Below are 13,263 nucleotides of genomic sequence, written 5' to 3' on the forward strand. Positions count from 1 at the left end.
TTACGTCTGTATCATGCGTTTTATTGCTTTTGCAACTCGCTTGCCGACAATAGCAGAGTCACCACTTCAGCACGTGTGGCTTCAGCGAGGGGGTTAAACATATTTTTACCTGTTCCCTTCACCAGTCCTGCATCATATGCAGCAGCGATATATGGAACAGCCCACACCGGTACTTTATCTGCATCCGCAAAACTCAGTGCCGGATTCGACTGTACCGGGAGACCGAGTGCTCTAACAAGCATAACTGTCATCTCTACCCGCGATACTTTGCCCGATGAACGGAACGTATCATCCGTATACCCACTAATGATGCCTTGATCCACTGCCTGAGCAATAAAGGATTGTGCCCATGCAGGTATTCCCGCAGCATCCTTAAACGTCAATGCCTTGTTGCTGGCTGGAAGTTCAAATGCTCTCCCTAACATAACAATGAATTCGGCGCGTGTGGCTGGTGCATTCGGACGGAAATTACCATCCTGATACCCGTTCACAATTCCCCGGGAAATGGCCTGCTCAATGGCAGCAGCTGCCCAGTGATTTCCGATGTCCTTCAGGTCTACGACCGGAGTGGTTGGATTAGTACCTCCATTACCAGGAACGGTTGGCGTAGTTGGGTTTGTGGGATTGGTTGGTGTAGTCGGTGTGGTTGGGGTTACAGGCGTAGTAGGTGTTGTAGAACCTCCACCATTGTTACCACTGCCCGGATTACTTCCATTATTGCCGCCACCATTACCAGGATTGCTTCCATTACCGTCCCCCGGAAGTGGCGCTCCCTTCAGATCCGTACTACGTCCTTCCGTCTTTTGATCAACTGTACCTACACGGTCCAGATGTTCATGGAAGATTTCATAATCGACCAGATTTAATTCGTAGAATCGATTATCATCTTTCGCCATTCTCATAGCACGATAGAAGTCTCCACCGTTAGCCATGAATGAATTGGTTGCGACGATATAATACCCATTCGGATCGATATCCGTGTACGTACCATCTGCATTCTTAATCTGAACTTTGACTACACGTTGACCAACTTGGGTTACGGTGTTGGTTGTGGCATCAATTTTCTCGCCTGGTTTCGTGGAATCGTAGTAGAACCGCATGCCTGCCACTTGCGGGAAGCGCCCTTCTCCCGTTTCCACACCACTAACACCATTTTCCAGTGCGGCTGTGATTTCTTTACCTGTCATTTTCAAAGCAGACAGATTATTACCGAATGGCATCACAGACAGGAGATTGCCCAGCGTAATATCCCCTGTCTGGAATGAAGCTCGAATGCCACCGCCGTTCTGGATCGCCACGTATCCTTTGACGTCATTTTCCTGCACAATGGATTTCACTTTCTCCAGCATACCGTCTGTCATCAGGTTTCCTAAATTGGTTTCCTGTTTCCGCACAGTGCCCCGTTCTCCATCCAGGAAGACATTCGTTTTACCAATAACTTTTTTCTTGAATTGTTCCAGCTGAGGCGCATATTCTTTCAGCTTGTTTGCGGCTTCCACATCATCAGCATAGACGAATTGGCCGTTTGCATCTTTGGCATCCAGACTCAGCAATTTGCCGTTCCACTTTTTCAATACGCCTGCTTCATCAAACGTAACATCCAGTTGACCAAGAGAAACATCATATTCCCCAGTCTGCACAACCAAAGTTGGGTCCGCATGGGTATCCACCAAAACTGGTGCGTTCAGAATGGTGTGTGAATGACCACCTACCACAATGTCGATTCCTTCTACGGCTTCAGCCAATTTGAGATCCTCTGAGTAGCCCAGGTGAGTCAAAGCAATGATTTTATTGATACCTTCATTTTGCAGCATCTGCACGGTTGCTTGTGCACTTGCCTTATAATCTACAAACTTCAAGTCATCTCCCGGTGAAGAAAGAGATACCGTGTCCGGTGTTGTCAGTCCGAAAATACCGACTCGCTCACCATTCACTTCCGTAATAATCGCCGGATAGATTTCGGCTTTCTCACCCGGATTCCCGATGTGATTGTTGTACAAACCACTTAAATTCGCATCTTTTGAATAATCAATATTGGCACTCACAAACGGGAACTCTGCTTTTTCAATAAATGCTTTCAGTACGCTTGGACCTTTATCAAACTCATGATTACCAAAGGTCATGGCATCATATCCGATCATGTTCATGAATTCCAGATCAGCCAGACCGTTAAACAGATTGAAGTACAATGTACCCGAGAATACGTCCCCTGCATCCAGCACCAGGGTATTATCATTGCGTGTTTCCTTAATTGCCGTTACTCGGCGCGGGATGTTATCCAGATGCGCATGCGTGTCGTTTGTGTGCAGCACGCGAAGGTTGAAGTCCCCTTCTTCCACTGGATCTCCAATACTCAATTGTGCGAGCAGTGGATCATGGTCGCTCACTCGTCCATCTGCTGTCTCAAAATCGGCATTTACATGTACCACTTCGATGGCTGCTGTCTCAGTCAGATTTTTGCTCACCAGAATGTGATCCAGTGTCTGAGAGTTGCCGTCATAGATGTAGGAGTAACGCTGATTCTCTGGCAGTTCGTTTACCAGATTGTCCAGTTCATTACCTTCGACAATGTTCAATGTATTTGAGAATTGGAAGTCATTGAAATCACCGAGAACGGCGACATTTACGTCAGGGTCTTTGTTCAGTAACTCTTTCACAAATCCATTCACCAATGCAGCTTGTTTCGCCCGTTGAACTTCACTGCTTCGAGTGGCAGGCTGTATATTTCCAAAAGGTTTCAGGTCTCCGCCTTTGGAATTGAAGTGGTTGGCAATCACCACTACACGTTCACCATTAAATTCGAATTCAGCGGCAAGCGGTTTGCGGGAGCTGGCGAACGCCGCATCCCCTGGTGCAATACGACCCGGATTATTGGAGAGACTGCCGTCAGCGCCTACCTGAATTGCTGTTGTCGCACTTCCTTTAATTCCTTCTTTCAAGGACACACGTGCTTCATTATACAGAAACCCTACACGAATGTTGGCCCCTGGTGCTCCGCCATCCTTGTTATTTTCCGGAGCGATATCTGTGTATTTATACGTAGGACCACCTTTAGTTGCAATGGCATCGATTAGGGTTTGGAAACTAGCATCTGCAGCTGTTGCTCCACTGTCTGTTTCTCCATCATTATCTTGCACTTCCATAATGCCGATAATATCCGGATTTTTCAGATTATTGACAACAATTCCACCGATTTTAACAGCTCTGGCTGCATCCTTCTGGCTGAAATTTTCAACGTTGAAGGTCGCAATTGTTAGTTTGTCATTCGTAGGTTGAATTTTTGTTGTTGCTTGTTCGAGAGGGCTCGGTGTAATCGCTGGAAGATTACCTTCAGGAATCACTTTGAAGTTTCCATTCGAGTATGTCATAACCCCATTAACGGAGCCACTCAGCTTGTCCCCCGTTTTAACGGCCTGAGACGGTTTTTTATTGATGAACAGCCGTTGCGGATTAAGTGAGCTCTCAAACGGTTCTGCACCATCGCCTGTTAGAATAACACCGCCTGCAGGAGTGCGCAGCGCATTTTTTGTACCATTATCTACAACTACAGCGAGCCCCGGTTCACTGGAATATGGACCGATAATGATAGCATTATCGAGTTGGACTCTCATACCTTCTAAACTTTCATAAAAGTCAATGGCATCCTTATCTGGATTAAACTCACCAAATTGATCGGAATCAATTACGGTAGGAATCATTCGACCGTTTGCACCCAAAACCACAGGTTCAGGCAGATCTTTATTACTCTCTTCAACCGTAATTAATGTAGCTACAATCTCCGTTATTGCCAGCTCAGTCGTTGCTGTTGCATATTCTTTCACCTGTCCAGATACGCTTAACTTGTTACCTACCGTCATTCCATGTGAAGACTTATAGACCAGAATACCTTCAGATGTTCTGTCATCGTTATCTTCCATATCGGGAAGCTCCTGCATGTAGAAGGAAGTTGCATTTACAACATGAGTCACAATACCTTCAACATTTTGCACAGCCAAACCATCATATAAGGAATTATGGGAGGCCCCTTGAATATCGTGGATTCTGAGATTGTTCAGTTCCTGAAGAACCTTGTAAGTATAGGTATATACATTACTTGTATTCCCGCCAGACACTGCAATAGCTTTAATAACAATATCTTCATCTACTATAATCGGCCCAGTGTACCGCGTAGATGTTGATGTAGGGTTAGTGCCATTAACCGTATAATAAATTTCTGCTCCCGCCATTGGTGAGGATAAAGTCACTGTAGATCCTTTTACAATCCCCCCTGAAGGAACACTAGCTGTAACAGAAAGCAGATTTTCGACAACATCCGCTGCTGTGCGTGGGATTAATTCGAGACCATAGCTTGTGTGATAAGTCATGACGCCTGTCACTTTTTCGTATGTTTTGCCTATTGCCAGTGCAGTGGGGCTATTTTTGGCATAGATCGTGATCTCTCGACCATCCACATCTGTCGCAAAAAAGGTGGAACTGCTACTTCTTGTCACTGTGACCCCATTGACTTCGACAAGCATCCCTTCATAGTTGCCGCCCGTACCCTTGCCTCCGCCTTCAGCAGGCGCAAAGTCTTTGGATGTCAACGTAAGCGGTTCAGGAATTTCTTGTGTTTTATCCAAGATATTAATATAACCGCCTGGAAATCCTGGTTTATCCTTCTCTACCTGGAGTAGACCGTTATAAATGGTGAGTGGACCATACGCTTCAATCCGGTCACCTGGCTCAACAGTTGAATCTGTACCACGAATGACGATTCCGGCATTCTCATCCTGAATATATAGATTCGCCATTCCCCCGGATTCCTCTCGGTAGGTTACAATCCCTCGAACGGTAACCGAAGAGTTTTCAGGCTTGTTTCTGGCATCAGAGATTGAAATTGGAGTATTGTCAACGATCGTGTAATTAAATAAAGCAATTGCACTATCCAGTAAGCCCTCTTTATGTGCATAAGCTTCAATGTGCATAGCATCATTCACCGTGATGGGAACTGTGTAAGGAAGAAACGCATTTTCATCATTTAACTTGTAGTATACGGCAGCACCGACTGTAGTTGTTCCTAAAGTAACCTGTGTTCCTGCCGGAACGGCCCCTGAGGACGGATTAGCTGTGACATTAGCCACTTCCGTATCCGGTGTCTCATCAATCAGTTGAAAAGTTGTTGATGTAACGGATCGTATACCTTTAGAAGTGAAATATTGAGATAACGAACCGTTGTTAATACGTACTTTGGATTGATATAAGGAGGGATTGCTTTGTAGTCCGAACGTGCTGCGAGGAGCAGTTGTGGGTACTTGAACAGGCATCATTTTGCTAATATCTGTTTCGGCTGGACTATCAGCAATTGCAAAATTGGTGTTTACAGTAAAGGGGGGATTCAAATTTACACTTGGACCGTTGCTGTAGGTCCCGACAACATAACCTTCAACTGTGGCGGTTGATTCATCCGAACCAAGAGCGAGTGCCTCCGCAACTGTTAGCGGCTCATCAGCCGCTGCAACTTCGTTGTTGAATAAGCCAGCCGGTATGGCACCCGTAATCAGCAGAACTACAGCTAAGAATAATCTGAGCCAACTCTTTATTTGCTTACTTTGCATCTTTTTCCTACCCCCATGTTTTGAATTTTCAATCATTTGTTCAGACAGATTGTACATTAGTTCAAATATAAGATAACTGAATAACAGGCTTGTGTAAACAATATTTCTTCTTAATGAAAGAAAATAGAACACTAATATTACACATCCTAAACGAATCTCTATAATAATGAATAAATAGTACTGAATTTTGATTAAAAACATGTTATTAAGCCTACTAAAGTTATACAAATGTTAGATATACGGTTATTTAACGTCAATTAAATTAACATTTATACTGAATATATATACGAATTCGACATTTAGTGACAGTACTCATTTCTTTAAACCCACTAAAACCTGAGTCTTGAGACATGCATTTTCACATGAAAAACGATATGTACGGATCACTTTAGATCACCACATTAACTGAGTATAAAAGAGAACTATTAAGCGCAAAATCAGTATGAGTTAATGGAATGTTAATTATTACTTGATAATTAACAAAGACATATAACCACATCAAAAAAAACCACAAGAACATCTCCAATTACTCTCAGAGACTTTCTTGTGGGATAATATAAAATATGAAAAATGATACTAATTTCACTTTTTCGAAATGTTACAGACGGTTTTCAATATACTTCTGTGTCTGGTGTCAAAGTAATATTACTTCCATAGGGTTCAATTAATCCTTGTTGCTCCAAGTACTGGTCAACGTATCGATCTGCATTCAGTGAAGTTGAGCCGATCCAGTCTGAATATGTTTTTCCAAACATTTTATATAGTATGTCACTAGTATATTCATTACTTAATTCCCCAAAAACAGTATACAACTGTTTTACCGTATTTGTGTGTTTTTTCCCCTCTAAATCGGTCCATGTTACTTTTTTATTCAGATCTACCTTCCTTATATCCTTAGTATATATTTGTACATTTGACCCATTGACTTTGAAGTACACACGGATGCTTTTTTCGTAAGGATGACCCTTGAGAATGCTCCACCCTTTCATATCTCCAGTAGCTGGCACAGCATAAAGTTTCCCTTTTGTTGGAGTTGTTCCTGTTACACTGTTTTGTTTTTGAGGTTGTTCAATATTAATAGTCATTTTACCTTTACCAATGGATACTTGCATCTGCTTAGATTTAGAGTTATAAGTCACAGTTCCATCCAGAGCATCTGAGAGAACAGAAGCAGGAAACAAAGTTACGCCATTTTGAACAAGCAACGGGGACTTGAGAGTTAATGGCTCTCCATTTAACGTTGCTTTTGTTCCCGTTTTCGGGAGAGTTAGTTTGGTAGAACCAACTTTAATCTCGAAGGCGTCCTGTTGAGCAATGTAACTAACACTCCCTCCCAGTGCCTTGAATACCTCTTTCATCGGAACAAGAGTCACACCATTTTTTATGTATCCTCCATCAATTGCTTCATCCAAACTACCTGAAATAGTAACTGATCTTTCAACATTTTCGACTTTAACAGTAATTGTTGAAGAACCTACACCTATTACCTTTACCATCCCAGTGCTCAGCACTTGAAGTATATGAGGTTCACTGATCGTATAATCTGTTTTTGTAAGACCTGTATTTCTTCTGTAGTATGGATCGTTATCGCTATGTATTGAATTTTCGTCATCATACACAACAACTATATTAAGATTAATCTTACCACCGACCGAAACTGAAGTATTAGGGATGAGTTCAATATCTTTAACTTTAAGTTCCTCCGCATAAACACTTGAAACAAACAACAACATAAATGCCATCATTAGAACCGTTACTCTTTTCATTCACTTGTACTCCTTCTTATTTTTAATATTGTCCATTGCTTTTCATGAATCCATGTATTGGGATACCCCTTTCAGCTTCCTATTCTATTTTCGGAATCATTAACAAAAAATGTTAGTCTTTCTTTTTAGTAAAACAAAAAAATTGAATGCAGCTTAATCACTGCATTCAACACTGATATGAATTAAATTATTTCTTCACCGTGCTGTTATATTGCGCAATCTTGTCTGTAATTTGTTTGGCTGCTGCATCCAATGCTTCCTGTGGTGTACCTTGTCCATTCAGAACCGTTTCAATCGCTCCTTCGACAAGTTGTCTGGCTTCCGGGAATACTCCCATTAATGCCCCGGATGTTGCTGTCGAATCCGCGGAAGCGTGCAATTGATCGACTGCTGTCTGGAATTGCGGGTACTTCGCCATATTATCCTTTAATACTTGCTCATTGTAGGCTGCTGTCGTAATAGGGAAGTATCCTGTCGCAACACTCCAGTTCGCTTGTACCTCTGGTGTAGCCAAGTACTTGATGAATTCCCATGCCGCTAGTTGTTGTGCTTCTGATTTGTTATTCATAATGTACAAACTTGCTCCACCCACCACAACGCCGCCTTCTTTGGCATCCGCTGGACGAGGCAGGAAGCCTGTTCCCAGTTCAAACTTGCCACCTGAACCTTCTACGATTTTACGCAGGCCAGCCGTGGAATCCAGGGTCATACCGATTTGCTGGGCGGTAAATGCTGCTGTTGTATCGTCTGTGCTACGTCCCAGATTGGAGAGGGTTTTCTCGTCAATCATCTTTTTCCACCACGTTAATGTCTTCACTCCAGCTTCGGAGTTCAGCAGAGACTCTGTAGCTGCTTCAGTTCTTCCGTTTCCATTGTTTACATAATCTGCATTCTGGTTTGCAAAAAACTGTTCCATAAACCAGCCATAGATCGCCATGGATGCTCCTGGCTTACCGTCTTTCGCCAGTGCTTTTGCCGCTTGCTCAAACTCTTCATACGTCTTCGGCGGGTTCTCCGGGTCCAGACCTGCTGCTTTGAACATATCCTTGTTGTAGTACAGGATCGGGTTCGATGTGTTAAACGGCATAGCGTTCAACTTGCCATCGATGGTGTAATATCGGATGATATTTGGCTCCAGCTGGGACAGGTCAAACTGGTCCTTGTCGATGAACTGTTGTACTGGTGTAATCATGCCCGAATCGATCATGAACTTGCTACCGATCTCATAGACCTGGATAATGTCAGGACCGCTGTCTGAGCCCATGGATGCTTTGAGTTTATTCAGACTCTCATCGTACTTCCCTTGATAGATGGGTTTCACCTGAATGTCGGGATGGCTAGCGTTAAAGTCGGAAGCGAGTTGGTTAATGGCTTTCTCCCCTGCGCCAGACATGGAATGCCACCACGTCAATTGTGTTGTTTCGGCTGCGGCTGCTTCTGCTTGTGCTCCACTTGCCGGGCTGCTTGTTTCCGCTTTTGTTCCACAAGCGGAAATGACCAACATGAGTGCAGCCAGCATTAATGCAAATGTTCCTCTTTTTTTCAAACGAAATCGCTCTCCTTTTATATGGCTCGCGTACAATAAAATCTTGGGGATGACGCGGTGTGGCCGTTACGGTTACGAATCGTTCTTTTGATCGCTGTTATCCCCGGATTTCTTTCATCCCTTTCAAAGGGGGAAATCTGGGGATAAAGGCGAACGCTTTGCTTCTTCAGAATCGATTTCGTCCCCTCCACTACTACCGTCGTTCATTTCAACATTTTATTTGAAGCACGAGCCTCATTTTATTCGCTCCTGGTATCCAGACCTTAAGACCTGATACATGGTTTATTCAAAACCTCTAAATCAAAATCTTTAGATCAAAACCTTCAGAGCTTACACTTCAATTAAATAGTTTTAAAACCTTACTCCTTACCCCTTCAGCGCGCCTGCGGCCATTCCGCGGACAAGCTGTTTCAACCCGAAGATCAATAACAGTAAGGATGGTAGAATGACCATCGCTGTTCCGGCAAATACCAGATTCCACGCTGTGGATTCCTGGAACTCCAGCATCGAGATCCCGATCTGAGCGGTTCTCATTTCCGGTGTGTTTGTCACCAGCAGCGGCCAGAGATACGAATTGTACATGCTTAAGAATGAATAGATTGCCAGTGTACCAAGTGCCGGACGGGACAAAGGCAAGACATGCGATATGAAATAGCGAATATGACCACAACCATCGATCCTCGCTGCCTCGAACAGTTCCTTGGGTAGCTGCATGAAGAACTGTCTTAGCAGGAATGTACCAAACGCCGTTGCCAGAAACGGCACCGTAAGCCCTTGATAACTATCCAGCCAACCCCAACTGCGAACTGTCAGGTAGTTGGGGATCATCGTCACTTCCCATGGAATCATCATCGTTGTGACAAACATGCTGAAGATGACGTTTTTGCCTTTGAATTGCATTTTCGCAAAAGCATAGGCTGCCATACTCGCTGTAATCAATTGACCAAGTGTCGTCAGTCCTGCAACAAGGAAGGTATTGCCTATAAATCGACCAATCGGAACAATATCAAATACTTCGCTAAAGTTGGACAGATCGATAGAATTTGGAATGATATGCGGCGGATAAGCGCTCGCATCTTCCGGTGTCATGACGGCCATGAAAAAGGTGTACATCACCGGATACAGCACAAGCGCTGCACAGATCGTCAGTAATCCATACAACAGCGTTTTGGTCCAAGTCGCACTCATTGGTAATGCACTTTCCTTTCTACCCATTTGAACTGGATCAGGGTCAGCAGCATAATCACCACAAACAGGATCAGTGCCTGTGCACTACCTGTACCAAAGCGGAAATTAACAAAGGCTTCCTGATAGATGGAATATACAAAAACATTTGTACTGTCCATCGGACCACCCCGGGTTAGAATGTTGATTTGACCGAACGATTGAAAAGCACCAATGATCGATACGACCGTAACAAAAAATAACGTGGGTGACAGTAGTGGCATCGAGATTTTGCGAAATGTCAGCAATGGTCCTGCGCCGTCAATCTTGGCACTCTCGTAGATCTCATCCGGGATGCCTGCCAAACCACTGGATAGAATAATGTAGTTGAATCCAAGATTCATCCAGATCGTCATGATGGAGATCGAGATCAATGCCCAATCCGGGCTGGTAAGCCAGGGAATTGGGTCGATGCCTACTTTGCCAAGCAGATAATTCAGCATGCCCAGGGTCGGATGGAAGAGAAACTTCCAGATGACCGCTGACGAACCGACGGATAACACCACGGGCAGAGAGAACACAAACTGGAATATACGCATTCCCTTGAACCGGTTGTGAGTCAGTGCAGCCAGAATCAGAGCAGCCAACATACCTGTGGGGACTGTAAACAGCACAAATAGTAACGTCACTTTCATCCCTTGCATGAACAGTCCTGATTGGAACACGGCCTTGAAGTTATCCAGTCCTACATAAGCTGCAATCTGCCCCGTCGGATCTGTGGAATGCAGACTGAGGTACACGGACTTAAACATCGGGTAAAACAGAAACACTGCAAACAAAAGCAGCGATGGTGCCAGGAAACCATAGGCCAGCAGATTCTCCCGCATTCGCTGCACACGCAGCGAGGCTGTCCGGCGCGCACTCGTACCGGATACGCGCCGTTTGGCGGCGGGCAAGCTGATCCGGTTATCAAGCTCACTCATCGGATTTTCTTCCCCCTTGTTTCACGCATTCAGTGTGTGTGAAATGTTACATCAACTTCAGCACCACGTTATCTAGTGTACGAGTCGAATGTCACAGCAAAATTCATTCTGAATCAACGTAACGTTAATCATGGACAAGGGAGTTTACGCAAATGTGCATCCATTCGAAAGCGGTATCCAGACCTTATCTCATGACAAAAAACCGCAGGAACTCCCCTGTTTGGAGATATCCCTGCGGTTTGATGTGTAAATGGAATATGAACGTTTGCCTATTAATAAAAGCGACTCATTTTACAATAATCTGTAAATCTTCCAAACGAGGTGAAGCGAGTAATCCTTCGAGTTAACGATTAAGATGATATGGCACCGTGGTGACAATCACGTCTTTGTAATTGATCAGATAAGCCCGGATCATGAAGCTGGTCTGGTTGTGCAGTACATTTTGCCACCAGTGCTTGGTGATGAATTGTGGAATCAATATGGTGATGTGATCCGTCTCGGCCGTTTTCCACTCTACAGTATCAATGAATTTCTTCAGCGGCCCCATAATGCTACGGTATCTCGATTTGATCACAACCAGACGAACACCTGGATTCCACTCTTCCCACTTCTGCTCCATTTTGCGTATAGCCTCATCATCGAATCCAATGTACAGCGCGACCACGTGATCCGACATCGTCTGGGCGTAACTGATCGTATTCATGACAACCCGGGTAATGCCTGCAACAGGAATGACTATCGTATTGCCTTTTTTGGCTGGCTTATCAACCTGAATATCAATCCGCAGCTCATCGGCAATGTTGCAATAGTGACGGTGAATACGCATGAACACATAAACAACGAAAGGCAAAAAGATAAAGATGACCCATGTCTGCGTGAACTTGGTGAAAATAAAGATCAGGGTAATCGATAATGTAGTCAGCATACCGACCGTATTGACCAGCAACTTCATCTGCCAGCCAGACGGTTTGACTTTGATCCAGCGAATCATCATACCGAGCTGCGACAGAGTAAATGGAATGAACACCCCTACCGCATAGAGCGGAATCAGGCTTTCCGTATTTCCTTTGAACCCGACCACCAGCAGCGCAGACATCACACTGAGGAAAATGATCCCGTTTGAGAACCCAAGGCGGTCTCCTCTGACCATAAATGCATGCGGCATGTATTTATCCTTTGCCATCATGAAGGATAATAGTGGAAAAGCCGAATATGCTGTGTTGGCTGCCAGGAACAGGATTAGTGCCGTTACACCCTGGATGATAAAATACATCATGCCCCTGCCAAACGTCGCTTCAGCAATCTGGGAAATGACCGTTGCTTTGGGATCAGGCTTCACTCCGTATCCATAAGCCAGTAAGGTGATACCAATGAACATGGCTCCCAATATACAACCCATGAGCAGTAATGTACCTGCGGCATTTTTCTCGGCAGGCTGCTTGAAGTTCGGGATCGCGTTACTTACCGCTTCCACACCAGTCAAGGCCGAACATCCGGAGCTGAATGCTTTTAATAACAGAAACATACTCACATGGGATAGACTTGTTCCGAATTCAGGTGCAGCTGCTTCCATCCCCCCGGCAAGAAATTTGATTCCGCCCGAGATAATCAGAATTGCAATCGAAAAGATAAACAGATAGATGGGGATCGCCAGCACAGAAGCTGATTCCGTTACTCCCCGCAAATTCATAATCGTTAGAAAAACAATCATAATGAGTGCAATCACAACACTGTAATCATGCAGCATAGGAAAAGCCGACGTAATCGCATCCGTCCCTGCGGACGAACTTACTGCAACAGTCAAAATATAATCGACCAGCAGAGATCCTCCGGCAATCAGACTGGATGTTGTACCCAGGTTATCCTTGGCTACGATATAAGCGCCGCCCCCTGTTGGATAAGCAAATATCGTCTGGCGATAGGAAAAAATTAAAATGACGAGTAATCCCAGCACGGCGATGGAAATCGGAACGGAGTACCACAGGGCGGCGAATCCGGCCGCAACGAGCACCAGCAAAATCTGTTCCGTACCGTAGGCAACGGACGATAGGGCATCAGAGGACAGGATGGCGAGCGCCTTCCATTTCCCCAATTTTTCTCCATCCAGTTGAGCCGATTTCATTGGCTTGCCTATTAAGATTCTCTTCATTTTGCCAAGCATGATCATAACATCCTTCCGTCTCTCATCTGTGAAGCATTGTTATTATGCA

General features: G+C 44.5%; 6 protein-coding genes. All 6 read right to left on the bottom strand.

Annotation, left to right across the window (positions count from 1 at the left end; all coding sequences use genetic code 11):
• Positions 1–20: 20 nt before the first annotated feature.
• The gene (locus NSQ38_RS29095) at positions 21–5,594 is read right to left on the bottom strand and encodes a 5'-nucleotidase C-terminal domain-containing protein (protein ID WP_339785580.1); all 5,574 of its coding nucleotides are present in this window, start codon (positions 5,592–5,594) and stop codon (positions 21–23) included.
• A gap of 611 nt (positions 5,595–6,205) precedes the next feature.
• Entirely contained in the window at positions 6,206–7,360 is a 1,155-nt protein-coding gene (locus tag NSQ38_RS29100) for a copper amine oxidase N-terminal domain-containing protein (protein WP_339785582.1), read from the bottom strand.
• 187 nt (positions 7,361–7,547) lie between these two features.
• Positions 7,548–8,906 (bottom strand): ABC transporter substrate-binding protein, encoded by a 1,359-nt coding sequence (locus tag NSQ38_RS29105; RefSeq protein ID WP_339785585.1) that lies wholly within the window; start codon positions 8,904–8,906, stop codon positions 7,548–7,550.
• 366 nt (positions 8,907–9,272) lie between these two features.
• Positions 9,273–10,094 carry a carbohydrate ABC transporter permease gene (locus NSQ38_RS29110; RefSeq protein WP_339785588.1) on the bottom strand — a complete coding sequence of 274 codons (822 nt, stop codon included), beginning with the start codon at positions 10,092–10,094 and terminating at the stop codon, positions 9,273–9,275.
• A complete protein-coding gene (locus tag NSQ38_RS29115) occupies positions 10,091–11,053 on the bottom strand; it encodes a sugar ABC transporter permease (protein ID WP_339785590.1) in 963 nt (320 codons plus the stop codon). Before NSQ38_RS29115 ends, NSQ38_RS29110 begins: the two co-directional genes overlap by 4 nt.
• Positions 11,054–11,396: 343 nt before the next feature.
• Positions 11,397–13,214, bottom strand: coding sequence for an APC family permease (locus NSQ38_RS29120; protein ID WP_339785592.1), 1,818 nt, complete (start codon positions 13,212–13,214; stop codon positions 11,397–11,399).
• Between the last annotated feature and the right edge of the window lie 49 nt (positions 13,215–13,263).

The organism is Paenibacillus sp. FSL R7-0313, from assembly GCF_037969885.1.
Classification (GTDB): Bacteria; Bacillota; Bacilli; order Paenibacillales; family Paenibacillaceae; genus Paenibacillus.